The sequence below is a fragment of the Streptomyces sp. NPDC006385 genome (assembly GCF_040612485.1).
GTDB lineage: Bacteria > Actinomycetota > Actinomycetes > Streptomycetales > Streptomycetaceae > Streptomyces.
Window position 1 is genome coordinate 22,383 of record NZ_JBEXQG010000035.1, and the last position, 15,816, is coordinate 38,198.

The following is a 15,816-nucleotide window of genomic DNA, read 5'->3' on the forward strand; positions in this document are numbered from 1 at the left end:
CAGGGTGCCGCACGGGCCGTTTGACGAGGTGGGAGCAGATCGGGCCCATCGCGCTCGGTGACCGAGGGTGAGCGAATCGCGCCTGTCGGCGCCCGGTGAAACCGGATGAGGGCAGAACGAAGCCCCCGATCACGGGGGAACAACCGGGGGCTTCGCGTCTTGGAGCGACCTCGATTGGCCGCACATTGAGAACGTAAGTCCTGTACGGCCCTTGGGTCAAGCCGAGTTGAAGCACTCCGGGAACTTGTTCCGCAAGGCCCTTCACAAGTTCAGCACATTGCCGATGGGTCGTCACCCTGCGTGAGGGGCTGGTCCGGTCCAACCGTCCCGGCAGGCCCGGTGAGCACCTCATACCCCTTGCCGCTCTGTCGAATCAGAAGATCGGCGAACGGCCGGGAAGGATCGGCGGCGAAGTGCTCGCGCTCCGCCCTGACCCACCCCGCCCAGAACTCCCGCTGCTCCTCCCCGTCCCGTGCGCGACCCCGGGACCAGGACTCCTCGTGCGGCAGGTCCATCCACAGCAGTCGAGCGAGATGCGGCCGCAGCGCGCGGCGGCCGGCGCCGACCCCCTCCACGACGACCGCCGGGGCGGGCGGCACGGCGACGGGCGGTCCGAATCGGCGGGTCCGCCAGTCGTAAGGGGCGTAGTGGGCGGTCTCGCCCCGCGCGAGCGGTCCGATCACCTCGGCCAGCAGGCGGCCGGTCCACTCGAACAGCTCGTCATGGCTGGCGATGTCGTCGAGGTGCAGCACCGGCGCGTCGCCCAGCGCCCGGGCCAACTGCCCGGCGAACGTGGACTTTCCGGAGCCGGCGTGCCCGTCGACGCCGATCAGGCGGACCGGGCCGCAGGACGGGGGGAGACGGCGGAGCCGGGTGGCGAGGTCGTGAATCGTTTTTCCCGGAGTGAAGTGGAGGTCGGCATATTTCGTTGGAACATTCTAGTAGCGGGTGAAAGCGGGTGACGGGATGGGTCGGGGGCGGGGAGGGAAAAGGTGCCGCTTTGAACTAGCCGGTGGACGTCCGCAATGCCGCCGAAAAACTCCGGCCGCCACGGTGAAATCTACGTTCCGGTTGAGGCCCGCGCTGAGTAAGGTGCCTGGTGCGCAACTGTGAGGTGCCGTACGGGGGATGGACTGGGGTAGATGGCCGCGGGGTTATTCGAAGGGCAGTATGTGTGGCATCCGGCGGCCGACGACCGTGTGCTCGCGAGCGTATGTGTCGATGTGCGGGCCGGCCGTTTTCTGAGCGCCCGGGACGCCCTGGCCGAAACGCGCGGCGACCACGGTCTGCGCGCCCACCGCTCCCTGGTACTCGCCTCGGAGGCCGCCGACTCCGACCTCGTCGAGCGCTGGCTGGCCGAGGAGCCCGGACCCGAGGCGGCGCTGCTGTGGGCGCGGGTGGCCGTGCTGCGGGCGCTACGCGCGGCCGACGCGCGTGACCCGCGGACCGAGGCGCTGGAGCGGATAGCGCTGGCCGCCTGCGAGCGGGCCGCCACGGCGGACCCCGCCGATCCGACGCCCTGGGTGGCCAAGCTGGCGATGGCCCGGCTGCACCGGCTGCGCGACCAGGCACCGCGCGGACTGCTCACGGCACCGTCCGGACCCTGGCGTCTGTTCGCGCACGTCCTCTCCCTCGACCCCTGGCACCGCGAGGCCCACCACCGCTTCCTGGCCTGCTTCTTCCCCCGGCACGGCGGTTCCGTGACCGCCGCCTGGGACGTCGCCGCCTTCCTCGGTCAGCGCGCGCCCGCCGACTCGCCGCTGCGCCTGCTGCCCCTGGTCGCCCTGGTGGAGTGCTACGACCCGACCCAACTGCTCGCCGACCGTGTCTGGGAACAGCCGCAGTGGACCTCGACCGCCCTGGCGATCCACCGGAACTGGCTGCCCACGGTGGCCGAATACCGCTTCACGCCGGTTCTCGACCTGGCCTATCTGGCACACGCCCTGGTCATGGCCCGGCGCGAGGAGGAGGCATGCGCCGCCTTCGCGGCGATGGGGCCGTACGCCTCCCGCATGCCCTGGTGCGTCTTCGGCGACCCGGCCGAACAACTGTCCCGGGCGCGCCGCGCCTGCGGCCTGCCCGTGCCGACCGTCTGACGCACCCCGAACCCCCCACCGAGAGAAAGGTCCGACCGTGTCAGAACGGATATCGGCCCCGCGTGCCGGACCGCGCGGGGAAGCGGTTCCGATCGTGCTCGACGACGACGCGACCCTGCACGCCATGGGTTATCCGAGAAAACTCACTCGGCGCTTTCAGGCGTTCGACAATTTCGCCATCTCATTCACCATCATCAACATCATCTCGGGAATCTTCTCGGGCTTCGGGTTCGGTCTGAACGCGGGCGGCCCGAGCATTCTCGTGTTCGGCTGGATCGGCGTCTCCGTCATGGTGCTCTTCGTGGGAGCAGCGATGGCGGAAGTCGCCTCGGCCTATCCGACGAGCGGCGCGCTGTATTTCTCCGCCGGAAAGCTCGCCAAACGGCACAAGGGCGCCTGGTCCTGGTACACGGGCTGGCTGAACTTCGTGGGACAGGTCGGCGGTACGGCCGCCACCGGGTACGCCGCCGCCACCTTCCTCCAGGCGTTCATGGCGCTGCAGTGGCCCTCGTACGAGCCGAGCCCCCACCGGACCGTGCTGCTCACGGCCCTGATCATCGTCCTCCAGGGGCTCGCCAACACCTACACCGTGCACCTGGTCGCGATACTCAACAGGATCTCCGTGTGGTGGCTGCTGATCGGCCTCGTGATCATCGTGAGCACCCTGATCGTCGTGCCCGATCACCATCAGTCGGCTTCCTTTGTCACGCATTTCGTGAACAACACCGGTTTCACGAGCGGCCTTTACGGCGGGATGCTCGGCCTGCTGGTCACGAGCTGGACCTTCACCGGCTTCGACGGCAGCTTCCACATGTCCGAGGAAACGGTTCGGGCGACGGTCAACGCGCCGAGAGGGATCACACGCGCGATCGGTTGGTCGGCGATCGCGGGGCTGGTCCTGATGCTCGCACTGGTCTACAGCATTCGTGACTACGACCGAGTGGCGAGCGCCGACGCACCACCCGTGCAGATCCTGATCGACGGGCTGGGACTCGGCACCGCGAAGGCGCTGCTGCTGATCGTGATCGGCGCCATGATCTTCTGCGGCCTCGCCAATCTCACCAGCAACACCCGGCAGATCTTCGCCTTCTCCCGGGACGGCGCGATGCCCGGCTCCCGCTGGTGGCACTCGGTCTCGCCGCGCACGCGCACGCCCGTCAAGGCGGTGTGGCTGGCGGTCGCCTGCTCGCTCGCGCTCGTGCTGCCCGGATGGTGGTCGCACACGGCGTTCACGGCCATCGTCAGCGTCAACGTCGTCGGACTCTTCCTCGCCTACGCCGTCCCGATCCTGCTCCGGCTGCGCCTGGGTGACGAGTTCCAGCCAGGGCCCTGGCACCTGGGCCGCTGGGGCCGGCCCGTCGGGGTCGTCGCGGTGACGTGGATCCTGCTCAGCAGCGTCCTGTTCATGCTGCCGCATGCCGCACCGATCACCGCCGACTCCTTCAACTACGCGCCGATCGCGCTGGCCGTCGTCCTGGCCGTGGCCACGGCGTGGTGGTTCGCCACCGCCCGCCGCCGCTTCCAGGGCCCGGTCAGCTACGGCCGGCCCGACGAGGTCGCGGCCATGGACGTCGTCTGACGACCTGTCACCGGTCTCGGCGTACGTCGTCGCGAGGTGCCGTACGGCTTCGTGGCGCCCTACGGCTTCATGGCGCCGTCCGCCCTCGCGGTGCCGTACGCCGAGACCCCGCTCGCTCCTCTCACCCCGCTCGAACGGCGCTTGGGACAGCGCGGCGGCTGCCCGGGTCATGCCACGTCGGATGCCAGTGGTCGATACCAATATTCGTGGGCGCGCCCGGGGTCGAAGTGCTGGCAGACGGTGCCGCCTGCGGCCATAGTTGGCGGACAGCCGTGCACTGGACCCGCCCGACTCGGACACCTGGGGGTCTTCCGCCCATGAGCAGAGCCGAACAGCCGTCCCGCAGAACCGTCCTGGCGGCCGCGGTCGCCGCCGCTGTCGCCGGCGGCGCGGGCCCGGCCGCCGCCGACACCGGCGCCGAGGCCGTGGACCCCGCCCAGGCCCCGGACCACACCGTCGACAACCGCGCCTGGACCACGTACACCGACTGGCGCTGGGGCACCACCGACGGCACGCGGGCCGTCCCGGGCGCCCGCCCCGGTCTTGTGATCGCCTCGCCCGCCGGCACCACCGACTACACGGACCCGCACACCGGCCGGACCGCACGCTGGGAGTACGCGACCTGGACGTCCCCCGTCCACCGGCTCCGCGTCCCCGCGACCGAGGCGATCGCCTCCTGGAACGCGCACACCCCCGACGGCACCTGGCTCCAGATCGAGCTGACGGGCACGTACTCCGACGGGACCAGCAGCCCCTGGTACGTGATGGGCCGCTGGGCCGCCGGCGACCAGGACATCAGGCGTACCTCGGTCGACGACCAGAGCGACGGCAAGAGCAGCATCTGGACGGACACCTTCGCCATCGACGACCCGGCCACCGGCCTGCGCCTCACCTCCTACCGACTGCGGCTCACCCTCTACCGCAAGCCCGGCACCCGGCTCACCCCCAAGGTCTGGCGGGCCGGCGTCATGGGCTCCGACGTCCCCGACCGCTTCACCGTCCCCGCCTCCGCCCCCGGCCTCGCCCACGAGTTGGTCGTCCCGCGCTACTCGCAGGAGATCCACATCGGCCAGTACCCGGAGTACGACAACGGCGGTGAGGCGTGGTGCAGCCCCACCTCCTCGCAGATGGTCATCGAGTACTGGGGCGGCCGGCTCACCCCGCAGCAGCTCGCCTGGGTCGACCCGGCGTACGCCGACCCGCAGGTCTGTCACGCGGCCCGGTTCACCTACGACTACCAGTACGAGGGCTGCGGCAACTGGCCGTTCAACGCCGCCTACGCGGCCACCTTCGAGGATCTCCGGGGTGTGGTCACCCGGCTCGGTTCGCTCACCGACCTGGAGAGGCTGATCGCGGCCGGCATCCCGGCCATAACGTCCCAGTCCTTCCTCAAGGAGGAGCTGACCGGGGCGGGGTACGGCACCGCCGGGCATCTGATGACCGTCATCGGCTTCACCGCCGACGGCGACGTGATCGCCAACGACCCGAACTCGCCGAGCAACGAGGCGGTGCGGCGCGTCTACAAGCGGCGCGAGTGGGAGAACATCTGGCTCAGGACCAAGCGGTACAACGCCAGTGGCAAGGTCGTCTCCGGCACCGGCGGCGTCTGTTACCTCTACTTCCCGGCGTGTCCGACGCCCCGCCAGCGCCGGGCGCTCGCCGAGGTGGGCGTGCGCTGAGCCGTCGGCCCGAACGCACGGAAGGTCCCGGGAAACCGGGGCCTTTGTGCTGTGAGCAACATCTCTGCCGCAAAGGCCGCCCTCGGTGGCAAGGTGGGGCACATGACCGCACACTCCGCCACAGCAGCCCGCATCCGCACCGGTGGCCCCGAGGAAGACGGCTCCGGGATCGTTGAGCACGTCATGGGCTGGACCCTCGTCGTGGTCGTCGCGATGCTCGTCACCCAGCTCGGCCTCCTGTGACCTGACACACACAGGCCCTCATGGCCGGACATATACCGACCCCGGTCGGGGTGCTTTCATCAAAGTCGATCAGACTCGAACGAGCAGATGGTGCAGGTCTGCCATACTGCCGATGTCCCGCCGCCCGATGAGATCCAGGGTCGAAATTGAATATTAGTCAACAGAGTGACGCGGCCCGGCCCCGGGCCCGCGGCACCGAGCGGTCGGTGGCGCGCCGTGCCGAACTCATCACCATCGGGCGGAAGCTGTTCGCCGACACGTCGTACGACGCGCTCTCCATGGACGACATCGCCCGCCAGGCGCATGTGGCCAAGGGGCTCATCTACTACTACTTCCAGTCCAAGCGCGGCTACTACCTGGCGATCATCCAGGACTCCGTCGCCGACCTGGTCACCTATGCGGCGAGCGGCCTCGAACTGCAGCCGGTGGACCGCGTCCACCGCACCATCGACAGCTACCTGCGTTACGCCGAGCACAACCAGGCCGCCTACCGCACCATCGTCAGCGGCGGCGTCGGCTTCGACACCGAGGTGCACGCCATCCGGGACGGCGTGCGCGAGGCGATCGTGGCGACCATCGCCGAGGGGACGTACGGCCGCACGGACATCGCCCCGCTCGCCCGGATGGGCCTGCTGGCCTGGGTGTGCAGCGTCGAGGGTGCCACCCTCGACTGGATCGACCGCCCGGAACTGCCCCGGGACACCATGCGGGAGCTGCTGGTGAGGACGCTGGGCGGCGCCATGCGGGCCATCGAGGAGCTCGACCCCTCCTACAAGGCGCCCGAGCCCGCCCGGCGGGGCGGCTGACCCGTCCGGTCCGCACCAGGGGCGGAGGTCTCGTGGTCCTCCGCCCCAAGTCCCCCGTCGGTCCGGCTACTTGATCGCCTTGATCAGCTCACCGCCCGCCGTGTCCCCGCTCAGCTCCCAGAAGAAGGTCCCGCCCAGCCCCTGCTGGTTCTTGTACGTCATCTTCGTCGCGATGGTCGCGGGGGTGTCGTAGCTCCACCATTCGCCGCCGCACTTGGCATACGCGGTGCCCCCCACCGTGCCGGTCGCCGGGCACCGGCTCTTGAGGACCTTGTAGTCCTCGATGCCGTTCTCCCAGGTCCCCTTGGCCGCCCCGGTCGCCGTGCCGCCGGGTGCCGACTGGGTGACGCCGGTCCAGCCGCGGCCGTAGAAGCCGATGCCGAGCAGCAGCTTGGCGGACGGGATGCCGAGGCCCCTGAGCTTGGCGATGGTCGCCGAGGTGTGGAAGCCCGCCTTCGGGATGCCGGAGTAGGAGTTCAGCGCCGAGTGCGGGGCCGTCGGGCCGGTCGCGTCCCAGGCGCCGAAGAAGTCGTACGTCATCGGGTTGTACCAGTCGACGTACTGGGCCGCGCCCGCGTAGTTCGCCGCGTCGATCTTGCCGCCGCTCGTCGCGTCGGCCGTGATCGCCGCGGTGACCAGGTTGCCGGAGCCGAACTTGGCGCGCACCGCCGCCATCAGGTTCTTGAATGCCTCCCGGCCGCTGGTGTCACAGGTGGCGCCGCAGGCGTTCGGGTACTCCCAGTCGATGTCGATGCCGTCGAAGACGTCGGCCCACTTGGAGTTCTCGACCAGGTCGTAGCAGGACTGGGCGAAGGCCGCCGGGTTCCGCGCGGCCTCGCCGAAGCCGCTCGACCAGGTCCAGCCGCCGAAGGACCACAGCACCTTCAGGCCCGGGTGCTTCTTCTTCAGCTCCCGCAGCTGGTTGAAGGTGCCGCGCAACGGCTGGTCCCAGGTGTCGGCGACGCCGTCCACGGACTCGGCCGCGGTGTAGGTCCGCTCGGTCGCCGCGTAGGAGTCGCCCATCGCGCACTTGCCGCCGGTGACGTTGCCGAAGGCGTAGTTGATGTGGGTGAGCTTCGCGGCCGAGCCCGACGTCTCGATGTTCTTGACGTAGTACTTGCGGTCGTAGGTGCCCCATTCGGTGAAGTAGCCGACGACCTTGGAGCCGGCGGCGAGCTCGGGCGAGGTGGCGGGTTCGGCGGTGGCGGCGCCCGCGCCGGCGAGCAGTCCGGCGCCGAGGACGGCGGCGCAGACGGCGGACATGAGCGCCCGGAACCTGGTGCGAGGGCGGTGCGAAAGATGCATCGGGGGTCTCCTCCGTGGGGGAGAGGGGAACGTACGCCGATTTGGCATGGACGCGATGATGTGAATCGCACCGTCAAGGTAGGAGGACTAGACCAGTAGGTCAATGGTTCGGACCAATTTTGATCGCCGCGTGTGTCGCTCGATACTTCTTGAAGTAAGCGGTCGTTAACTGGTGACTGGGTGCCTCCGATCGGGCATACTCACAGCGCAGCCGCTGGTCAGCAGCTTCCGAGACCCGGGAACGCGAGCATCGGCCCGGCACCAGTGAGACCCGGCGGAGCCGCCCCACCCAAGGCGGCAGACCGCCGACGTGCCCGACAGGGAGGACCGTCGCCATGCCCGACCGCGCCCCGCAGCCGGTGGATCGTCAACTGCCCACGGACGAGGCCCGGGATCTGATCTCGCTCGTCCGCGACATCGCGCAGCGCGAGATCGCCCCGAAGGCGGCCGAGGAGGAGGACGCCGGGCGCTTCCCCCGCGAGGTCTTCACCCTGCTCTCCGACTCAGGGCTGCTCGGCCTGCCGTACGACTCCGAGTACGGCGGCGGTGACCAGCCGTACGAGGTCTACCTCCAGGTCCTCGAGGAGCTCGCCGCGGTCCGCCTCACCGTCGGCCTCGGCGTCAGCGTGCACACCCTGGCCTCCTATGCCCTCGCCTCCTACGGCGCCAAGAAACAGCAGGTCGAGTACCTGCCCGCGATGCTCGGCGGCGGGCTGCTCGGCGCGTACTGCCTCTCCGAGCCGTCGTCCGGGTCCGACGCGGCCTCCCTGCGGACCAAGGCGGTGCGCGACGGCGACGGCTGGGTGATCACCGGCACCAAAGCCTGGATCACGCACGGCGGCATCGCCGACTTCTACACGGTCATGGCGCGCACCGGCGAGGAAGGGCCACGGGGGATCACCGCGTTCCTGGTGCCCGGTGACGCGGCGAGGCTGAGCGCGGCGGCGCCGGAGAAGAAGATGGGGATGAAGGGCTCGCCCACGGCCCAGGTCCACTTCGACGGCGTCCGGGTCTCCGACGAGCGGCGCATCGGCGAGGAGGGCCAGGGCTTCGCGATCGCCCTGTCCGCGCTCGACTCGGGGCGGCTCGGCATCGCGGCCTGCGCGATCGGCGTGGCGCAGGCGGCGCTGGACGAGGCGGTGGCGTACGCGACCGAGCGGCGGCAGTTCGGCAAGCCGATCGCCGACTTCCAGGGCCTGCGCTTCATGCTCGCCGACATGGCGACCCAGATCGAGGCGGGCCGGGCGCTGTACCTGGCGGCGGCGCGGCTGCGCGACGCGGGGCGGCCGTTCGCCAAGCAGGCGGCCATGGCCAAGCTGCACTGCACCGACACCGCGATGAGGGTCACCACCGACGCCGTGCAGGTCCTCGGCGGGTACGGCTACACCGCGGACTTCCCGGTCGAGCGGTACATGCGCGAGGCCAAGGTGCTGCAGATCGTCGAGGGCACGAACCAGATTCAGCGGATGGTCATCGCCCGTCACCTAGCAGGTCCCGAGGGACGCTGAACTCACCCCGCTTGACCTGCGGCGCCGCGAGCCGGATCCACTCCGGGTCGTGGCGCCCGGGCAGGGTGCGGCCGCGGTCGGCCCAGGTGCGCATCAGCTCACGGTAGATGGGGGGATCCGACTGCTGGGGAGACGCAGGCGGAAGCGATCCCGCGGGCCGGGGAACGAAGATGCGGCGCTGAGGTCCGGTCGCTGAGAAGGTGGGGGGCATACCAGGGCAACGCGGAGGTGGGGGGACAAGTCACCGTCAGTCGGAATCGGGCGTGAGTTCGCGGAAAGCGCGGCTCCGTCTCTGGTCCCGCGGCGGACTCTGACGTTCCGTCAACGTGATTGCCCCCAGGGCGGTTTGCCGTGGCCGCCGACGACCGCCCCGTACCGCTCGACGAGTACCCGGTGCGGGACGTGCCCTGCTCGACGTCGGCCCCGGTGGACCGGCTGCGCCTGACCTACGGCCACGAGGAGTTGTCGTACGACATCACCTGGACCGCCGCGTGGCGCGCGGGCGGCGAGCCGCGCATCAGCATCAGCGCCAGCAGCCGCGACCCGGAGGGGATCAACCGACCGCCGCCTCACCGCCCGGCTCGGCAACACCCGGCTGCCCGGCGCCAGGCCGGTCGGTGTCACGGTTCCCGAGACGAACGGAATGTGCGTTGAGACGCTGCTGTTCGCCATCGAGCACCCCGAACAGCCGGTGCGCGCCCGCGCTTTGCAGCTTGCGGCGGACCCCGCGGCGCCCTCCGTCATGGAGCGCGTCGAAGGGCGCGTGCCAGCGGGCGTCATGCCGTACACCCGCGAGGCGCCCGACTGCACGACCGACTCCCGTCGCAGGAGGTCTCGTTCCTCACCCCTCCCGGTGAGAGGGACGCTCTGCGAGCGTATGTCGCGGCCCAACGGGCGTACTACGAACGGGTGGTTGACGGGCTCGCCCGCTCACCGCTCATCGAGGACGCGTGTCGGCCGCCCGGCGAACTCGACCCCGCGCGAGGTCGAGTTCGGCCGGACCGTCTGTCTGCTGACCCGGACGCACTGATCCTGCACCACGGCAACCTGCGAGCCATGGTGCAGGGCAGTTACCGGGATTGAGCGACGCGCGAACGGGGCGGCGTGCGCTCAGGCGGCGTGGCGTCGCATGACCGGGACCCTGATGGGGCGCGAGCCCGGGCCGCCGACGTGCGAGAAGGGCTGGGTCCGCCAGTCGAGCCCCTGAGGGAGCGTCAACAGGAGGGCGGTGTCCTGCTCCTGGGGCTCCGGGGACTCGTCCGCGGAGCGGGCCTCGGAGGCCCGGCGGCCCGTACCGGCGCAGACCGTGAGGCCGAACGGGTTCCACGGCGAAGCGCACAGCGCGTGCTCCGGCAGGACCTCCTCGTCCGCCAGCAGGGCGATCGGCTGCGCGCAGTCCGGGCAGATCACCCGGTACATCTCGAAGGTGTCATAGGCGTCGAGCTCGTCGTCGTAGGCGTCGGGTTCGACGCCCTCCGGCTCGGGCTCGGCGACCGCCTGGAGGCGCTTGGGTGCGGTACGACCAGGGCGCTTAAGACTCTGCATTGGTTTTCTCCCCCTCGGGCTGGGCCGTGAAGGCACTGCGGCCTCGACCACAGCAAGCACTTCCCGTCCGCTCTCTGGGGTAATCACGAGAACATCACGGAGCCTGTTCGAAGCCTGTGGCGTTCGTCACATGCCGCCCGCAGGTGCCCAAGGGGGCCGGTTTGTCCCTCAGCGGGCTCACAGCCATCGGCCGGCCACATCACAAACCGGCCATGACCTGGGCTGCTCAGGTATCCCTGGAGATCAGCGGCACTGTAGGTTCTTGCGCCATGGAGGAGCTGGATCGACAGATCGTGCAGCTGCTCGTCAAGGACGGGCGGATGAGCTACACCGACCTGGGCAAGGCCACGGGCCTGTCCACGTCGGCCGTACACCAGCGGGTGCGCCGACTGGAGCAGCGTGGCGTCATCCGGGGCTACGCCGCGGTCGTGGACCCCGAGGCCGTGGGGCTGCCGATGACCGCGTTCATCTCGGTGAAACCGTTCGACCCCAGCGCCCCCGACGACATCGCGGACCGGCTTGCCGGTGTGCCCGAGATCGAGGCCTGCCACAGCGTCGCGGGCGACGAGAACTACATCCTCAAGGTACGAGTGGCCACACCGCACGAGCTGGAGGAACTGCTGGCTCGGCTTCGGTCGCTGGCGGGGGTGTCCACGCGGACGACGGTGGTGTTGTCGACGCCGTACGAGGCCCGGCCGCCGCGCATCTGAGGCCGACGGCGCCGGGTACGTCTTCGACCCGCCCCAGGTGCGACCCCAGGAGTGCGGCGCGCGAAACTGTCGGTCATGAATGAACGCACCGCCCCGGCCAAGACCGTCCTGCTCCGCCGAGGAGAGGTCCACAGCCCCGCCGACCCCTTCGCCACCGCGATGGTCGTGGAGCGGGGCCAGGTCGCCTGGGTCGGGTCGGAAGGGGCCGCGGACGCCTTCGCGGACGGGGTGGACGAGGTGGTCGACCTGGACGGCGCCCTCGTCACCCCGGCGTTCACCGACGCGCATGTGCACACCACCGCCACCGGCCTCGCCCTGACCGGCCTCGACCTGTCCGGCGTGTCCTCCCTGGAGTCGGCCCTCGCGCTCGTACGGGACTTCGCCGCCGCCCGCCCGCACGACCGCGTCCTGCTCGGCCACGGCTGGGACGCCTCCCGCTGGCCCGGCGGGCGCCCCCCGACGCGCGTCGAACTCGACGAGGCGGCCGGCGGCCGTCCGCTCTACCTCTCCCGCATCGACGTCCACTCGGCGGTCGTCACCACGGCCCTGCTGGACCTGACGCCCGGCGACCTCGGCGCGACCGACGCCCCGCTCGTCGCCGACGCCCATCACGCCGTACGTGCCACCGCGTTGGCCGCGATCACCCCTGCCCAGCGCGGCGAGGCCCAGCGCGCCGCCCTCGCCCACGCCGCCTCCCGCGGCATCGGCACCGTCCACGAGTGTGCCGGGCCGGACATCTCCTCCGAGGACGACTTCACCGGCCTGCTGCGGCTGGCCGCGGAGGAACCCGGCCCGCGGGTCGTCGGCTACTGGGCCGAGCAGGACGTGCGCAAGGCGCGTGAGCTGGGCGCGATCGGCGCGGCCGGCGATCTGTTCGTCGACGGCGCCCTCGGCTCGCACACCGCCTGCCTGCACCAGCCGTACGCCGACGCCGGGCACACCGGTACCGCCTACCTGGACACGGCCGCCGTGGCAGCGCACGTGATCGCCTGCACCGAGGCCGGTGTCCAGGCCGGCTTCCACGCGATCGGCGACGCCGCGGTGACCTCCGTCGTGGACGGCGTACGCGCCGCCGCCGAGAAGCTCGGCCTCGCCCGCGTCCGCGCCGCCCGCCACCGAGTCGAGCACGCCGAGATGCTCACGCCCGACACCATCGAGGCCCTCGCCGAACTGGGCCTGACCGCCTCGGTGCAGCCCGCCTTCGACGCGCTGTGGGGCGGCGAGGACGGCATGTACGCCCAGCGCCTGGGCGCGGAACGCGCCCGCACCCTGAACCCCTTCGCGGCCCTGCTGCGGGCCGGCGTCCCGCTCGCCTTCGGGTCCGACAGCCCGGTCACGCCGCTCGACCCCTGGGGCACGGTCCGCGCGGCGGCCTTCCACCACACGCCGGAGCACCGCGTCTCCGCGCGCGCCGCGTTCACGGCGCACACGCGGGGCGGCTGGCGGGCGATCGGGCGCGACGACGCGGGCGTCCTGGTGCCGGGCGCGCCCGCCGACTACGCGGTGTGGCGCACCGACGAACTGGTGGTCCAGGCCCCAGACGACCGGGTCGCGCGCTGGTCCACCGACCCCCGCTCCGGCACCCCCGGCCTGCCCGATCTGACCCCGGGCCGCGAACTCCCGGTCTGCCTGCGCACGGTGGTGGGCGGACGAACGGTCTTCGTACGGCCGGGCGAGTGATCTCCCGGGGTGGCGTGAACCCGATCCCTTCGCGCCGCCCTGTCGCGCGACCTGCGCATCCTCTGCGCTGACCAGGGAATTGAAGGAAAACCAGCAGGTCAGGCGGCTGTTGACAGGCGGAGGTCCGGGGCCGGTAGGTTCGGCCGAGTCCACCACCGGACGCCCGACCGGGCACCTGCGGAACTTCCGGGAACCCGTCGCAACGCCGCTGGGTCAGGGACGGTGTGCCGCACCGGGGCACCGCCACTGGGAGCCAGGCTCAGCGCTCGCGCGGCGACGACGGAACGTTCCGGCCGGTCGGGGAGGTGTGACCCGGGTGGGGCCCGGGCGCTCAGTAGACAACGGCTTCAGGTCGACCCGCAGCCAGCGGGTCCCAGGTCGGCCCGAAGGGCGCCGGGCCCCCATCCGCCGCAGGCGCGAAACCGGCGCACCGGCCCGGCGGACCGCCCCTTACCCCGCTCTTGTGGAATCGACACCACCATACGAACGTGCAGTCGCGTCAGCGCAGGCCGCGCCCACTATGGTGGACATCTGCGTACGGACATGAAGGGGCAGCAGTGAACGACGGCGACGGGGCCCTCGCGGCACAGGACCGGGGGAGACAGTTCGGGCCGCTCGGCACGGCTTTGGTGATCATCCCGACCTACAACGAGGCGGAGAACATCAAGAGCATCGTCGGCCGGGTCCGCAAGGCGGTCCCCGAGGCGCACGTGCTCGTGGCCGACGACAACAGCCCCGACGGCACCGGCAAGCTCGCCGACGAACTCGCCGCCGAGGACGACCACGTCCAGGTTCTGCACCGCAAGGGCAAGGAGGGCCTCGGCGCCGCCTATCTCGCGGGCTTCCGCTGGGGCATCGAGAAGGGCTACGGCGTCCTGATCGAGATGGACGCCGACGGCTCCCACCAGCCCGAGGAACTGCCGCGCCTGCTGACCGCCCTCAAGGGCGCCGACCTGGTCCTCGGCTCCCGCTGGGTCCCCGGCGGCCGGGTCGTGAACTGGCCCAAGTCACGCGAGTTCATCTCCCGCGGCGGCAGCCTCTACTCCCGTCTCGCCCTCGACCTGCCCCTGCGCGACATCACCGGCGGCTACCGCGCCTTCCGCCGCGAGACGCTCGAGGGCCTCGGCCTCGACGACGTCGCCTCCCAGGGCTACTGCTTCCAGGTCGACCTCGCCCGCCGCGCGGTCAAGGCCGGCTTCCATGTGGTCGAGGTGCCGATCACCTTCGTCGAGCGGGAGCTCGGCGACTCGAAGATGAGCCGCGACATCCTGGTCGAGGCGCTGTGGCGGGTCACGTCGTGGGGCGCGCGGGAGCGGGTGGGCAAGCTGCTGAGCCACCCCAAGCCGTCGTCGCCGTCCAGGCCGGCACAGCCGTAGGCACGGCCGGCCGCCTCAGCCGTCGGCCGCCTGCGGCCGTCAACGGCGTGGGAGTACGACCCCGCGGGCCGCGTCGGTCGTCCCCTTATCCCGCTCTGAGCCGGGCCCAGGCACACTGGACGCATGACGACTGGCGCACCGACCCCCCTCTACCCCGCCCGGCCCCGGCGCTCCCGGCTGCGTACCTTCCTGCCGCTGGGCATCGCCGCGTGGCTGGTGCTGGAGATCTGGCTGCTGACCGTGGTCGCGGACGTGGCGGGCGGGCTCGCCGTGTTCCTGCTGCTGGTCGGCGGCCTCGTGTTCGGCTCGGTGGTGATCAAGCGGGCCGGCCGGCGCGCGTTCGAGGCCCTGAACGAGGCGCTGCAACGCGGCGGTACCCCGACGAGCGGCGGGGGCAACGGCCTGATGATGCTCGGCGGCCTGCTCCTGATGCTGCCGGGGCTGATCTCGGACGCGGTGGGTCTGCTCCTGCTGATCCCACCGGTCCAGAAGGCCGTGAGCCGTCATGCGGAGCGCACGTTCGAGCGGAAGCTGCGCGCGGCGACCCCGGGTTCGCTCGGCGACGCCTTCCAGCAGGTCCGCATTCACCGCCCCGACGGCAAGGTCGTCCAGGGCGAGGTCATCAAGGACGAGCCGGGGGATGCCCCGCGGGAGCCGAGGCCCCCGCTCAGCAGCTGATCCCTCCCGGCCGGCCTCGCCGGTCCGGTCGGCAACGCACGAAACCGCAGGTGCTGTACGTCAGTGTGACGTACAGCACCTGCGGTATCTGGCGTGCATTTGTTCCCGGCTGCCCGCTATGCGGACTTGCGGCTGTCCCGGGGATGAACCGCGATGTTCATCGCCCCGGACCGAAGAACGGCAAGGCGCTCTTCGAGGACCTCTTCGAGTTCCTCACGGGTACGCCGCTCCATCAGCATGTCCCAATGCGTACGCGCGGGCTTGGCCTTCTTCTCCTCAGGGCCGTCGCCATCCACGAGGAGTGCCTGGGCCCCGCAGACCTTGCACTCCCACTCCGGCGGGATCTCCGCCTCGACCGAGAAGGGCATCTCGAATCGGTGCCCCTTCTCGCATGCGTACTCCACGGCCTGGCGCGGGGCCAGGTCGATGCCGCGGTCCGTCTCGTAGCTGGTCACCACGAGGCGCGTGCCGCGAAGAGCTCGCTCACTCATGAATCGTGCCTCCCGGGCTTGTCGCCCACAGGACAGGTGTCGCTGTCGTCGTCATCCGGTCAACGTCCGGTCGGCGGTAAAGATTCCCGTTCCGAGTCACGTTCCGGGTCGTGCGTCGCC

Annotated in this window: 16 protein-coding genes; 11 read left to right on the forward strand and 5 right to left on the reverse strand. The window is 70.9% G+C overall.

Going from position 1 to position 15,816, the window contains the following annotated elements; translation table 11 throughout:
- Positions 1 to 269: 269 nt before the first annotated feature.
- A complete protein-coding gene (locus tag ABZ078_RS24950; protein WP_356578656.1) occupies positions 270 to 890 on the reverse strand; it encodes a hypothetical protein in 621 nt (206 codons plus the stop codon).
- A 252-nt stretch (positions 891 to 1,142) separates the two neighbouring features.
- Here ABZ078_RS24950 and ABZ078_RS24955 point away from each other — a divergent pair, with 252 nt between their 5' ends.
- The 5 genes from ABZ078_RS24955 to ABZ078_RS24975 all read left to right on the forward strand — a co-directional run bounded on the left by ABZ078_RS24955 (position 1,143) and on the right by ABZ078_RS24975 (position 6,403).
- Entirely contained in the window at positions 1,143 to 2,096 is a 954-nt protein-coding gene (locus tag ABZ078_RS24955; RefSeq protein WP_356578570.1) for a hypothetical protein, read from the forward strand.
- Positions 2,097 to 2,133: 37 nt separating this feature from the next.
- Entirely contained in the window at positions 2,134 to 3,675 is a 1,542-nt protein-coding gene (locus ABZ078_RS24960) for an amino acid permease (protein ID WP_356578572.1), read from the forward strand.
- Between the two features lie 317 nt (positions 3,676 to 3,992).
- The gene (locus ABZ078_RS24965; RefSeq protein ID WP_356578574.1) at positions 3,993 to 5,354 is read left to right on the forward strand and encodes a peptidase C39 family protein; all 1,362 of its coding nucleotides are present in this window, start codon (positions 3,993 to 3,995) and stop codon (positions 5,352 to 5,354) included.
- Between the two features lie 102 nt (positions 5,355 to 5,456).
- Positions 5,457 to 5,597 (forward strand): SCO1431 family membrane protein, encoded by a 141-nt coding sequence (locus ABZ078_RS24970; RefSeq protein ID WP_356578576.1) that lies wholly within the window; start codon positions 5,457 to 5,459, stop codon positions 5,595 to 5,597.
- 146 nt (positions 5,598 to 5,743) lie between these two features.
- Entirely contained in the window at positions 5,744 to 6,403 is a 660-nt protein-coding gene (locus tag ABZ078_RS24975; RefSeq protein ID WP_356578578.1) for a TetR/AcrR family transcriptional regulator, read from the forward strand.
- Positions 6,404 to 6,469: 66 nt separating this feature from the next.
- Here the strand turns inward: ABZ078_RS24975 and ABZ078_RS24980 are convergent, their stop codons facing one another.
- Positions 6,470 to 7,708 carry a glycoside hydrolase family 18 protein gene (locus ABZ078_RS24980; protein WP_356578579.1) on the reverse strand — a complete coding sequence of 413 codons (1,239 nt, stop codon included), beginning with the start codon at positions 7,706 to 7,708 and terminating at the stop codon, positions 6,470 to 6,472.
- A 335-nt stretch (positions 7,709 to 8,043) separates the two neighbouring features.
- On the opposite strand from ABZ078_RS24980, the gene ABZ078_RS24985 reads away from it, so the two are divergent.
- Positions 8,044 to 9,216, forward strand: a complete 1,173-nt coding sequence (locus ABZ078_RS24985; RefSeq protein ID WP_356578581.1) for an acyl-CoA dehydrogenase family protein — start codon at positions 8,044 to 8,046, stop codon at positions 9,214 to 9,216.
- On the opposite strand, the gene ABZ078_RS24990 is transcribed toward ABZ078_RS24985, so the two are convergent.
- Positions 9,179 to 9,427 carry a hypothetical protein gene (locus ABZ078_RS24990; protein ID WP_356578582.1) on the reverse strand — a complete coding sequence of 83 codons (249 nt, stop codon included), beginning with the start codon at positions 9,425 to 9,427 and terminating at the stop codon, positions 9,179 to 9,181. The genes ABZ078_RS24985 and ABZ078_RS24990 overlap by 38 nt on opposite strands.
- Positions 9,428 to 9,567: 140 nt before the next feature.
- Here ABZ078_RS24990 and ABZ078_RS24995 point away from each other — a divergent pair, with 140 nt between their 5' ends.
- Positions 9,568 to 9,870 (forward strand): hypothetical protein, encoded by a 303-nt coding sequence (locus ABZ078_RS24995; protein WP_356578584.1) that lies wholly within the window; start codon positions 9,568 to 9,570, stop codon positions 9,868 to 9,870.
- 456 nt (positions 9,871 to 10,326) lie between these two features.
- Here ABZ078_RS24995 and ABZ078_RS25000 read toward each other — a convergent pair whose 3' ends face one another.
- Entirely contained in the window at positions 10,327 to 10,761 is a 435-nt protein-coding gene (locus ABZ078_RS25000) for a hypothetical protein (RefSeq protein ID WP_356578585.1), read from the reverse strand.
- Positions 10,762 to 11,030: 269 nt separating this feature from the next.
- Here ABZ078_RS25000 and ABZ078_RS25005 point away from each other — a divergent pair, with 269 nt between their 5' ends.
- The 4 genes from ABZ078_RS25005 (at position 11,031) to fxsA (ending at position 15,205) form a co-directional block, all read left to right on the forward strand.
- On the forward strand, positions 11,031 to 11,471 hold the full coding sequence (locus tag ABZ078_RS25005; RefSeq protein ID WP_004002750.1) for an Lrp/AsnC family transcriptional regulator: 441 nt from the start codon (positions 11,031 to 11,033) through the stop codon (positions 11,469 to 11,471).
- A gap of 75 nt (positions 11,472 to 11,546) precedes the next feature.
- Positions 11,547 to 13,151: an amidohydrolase gene (locus ABZ078_RS25010; protein WP_356578587.1), complete on the forward strand. Its 1,605-nt coding sequence runs from the start codon at positions 11,547 to 11,549 to the stop codon at positions 13,149 to 13,151.
- A gap of 557 nt (positions 13,152 to 13,708) precedes the next feature.
- Positions 13,709 to 14,527 carry a polyprenol monophosphomannose synthase gene (locus ABZ078_RS25015; RefSeq protein WP_356578589.1) on the forward strand — a complete coding sequence of 273 codons (819 nt, stop codon included), beginning with the start codon at positions 13,709 to 13,711 and terminating at the stop codon, positions 14,525 to 14,527.
- 123 nt (positions 14,528 to 14,650) lie between these two features.
- Positions 14,651 to 15,205 carry an FxsA family membrane protein gene (gene fxsA, locus ABZ078_RS25020; protein ID WP_356578591.1) on the forward strand — a complete coding sequence of 185 codons (555 nt, stop codon included), beginning with the start codon at positions 14,651 to 14,653 and terminating at the stop codon, positions 15,203 to 15,205.
- A gap of 116 nt (positions 15,206 to 15,321) precedes the next feature.
- Here the strand turns inward: fxsA and ABZ078_RS25025 are convergent, their stop codons facing one another.
- A complete protein-coding gene (locus ABZ078_RS25025; protein ID WP_003977404.1) occupies positions 15,322 to 15,696 on the reverse strand; it encodes an RNA polymerase-binding protein RbpA in 375 nt (124 codons plus the stop codon).
- Between the last annotated feature and the right edge of the window lie 120 nt (positions 15,697 to 15,816).

Bases quoted from the DNA above. Each gene is read 5' to 3' on its own strand.
- ABZ078_RS24955 (WP_356578570.1), top strand. From the start codon at position 1,143: ATGGCCGCGGGGTTATTCGAAGGGCAGTATGTGTGGCATCCGGCGGCC.
- ABZ078_RS24965 (WP_356578574.1), top strand. From the start codon at position 3,993: ATGAGCAGAGCCGAACAGCCGTCCCGCAGAACCGTCCTGGCGGCCGCG.
- ABZ078_RS24970 (WP_356578576.1), top strand. From the start codon at position 5,457: ATGACCGCACACTCCGCCACAGCAGCCCGCATCCGCACCGGTGGCCCC.
- ABZ078_RS24980 (WP_356578579.1), bottom strand. From the start codon at position 7,708: ATGCATCTTTCGCACCGCCCTCGCACCAGGTTCCGGGCGCTCATGTCC.
- ABZ078_RS24985 (WP_356578581.1), top strand. From the start codon at position 8,044: ATGCCCGACCGCGCCCCGCAGCCGGTGGATCGTCAACTGCCCACGGAC.
- ABZ078_RS24990 (WP_356578582.1), bottom strand. From the start codon at position 9,427: ATGCCCCCCACCTTCTCAGCGACCGGACCTCAGCGCCGCATCTTCGTT.
- ABZ078_RS25000 (WP_356578585.1), bottom strand. From the start codon at position 10,761: ATGCAGAGTCTTAAGCGCCCTGGTCGTACCGCACCCAAGCGCCTCCAG.
- ABZ078_RS25005 (WP_004002750.1), top strand. From the start codon at position 11,031: ATGGAGGAGCTGGATCGACAGATCGTGCAGCTGCTCGTCAAGGACGGG.
- ABZ078_RS25010 (WP_356578587.1), top strand. From the start codon at position 11,547: ATGAATGAACGCACCGCCCCGGCCAAGACCGTCCTGCTCCGCCGAGGA.
- fxsA (WP_356578591.1), top strand. From the start codon at position 14,651: ATGACGACTGGCGCACCGACCCCCCTCTACCCCGCCCGGCCCCGGCGC.
- ABZ078_RS25025 (WP_003977404.1), bottom strand. From the start codon at position 15,696: ATGAGTGAGCGAGCTCTTCGCGGCACGCGCCTCGTGGTGACCAGCTAC.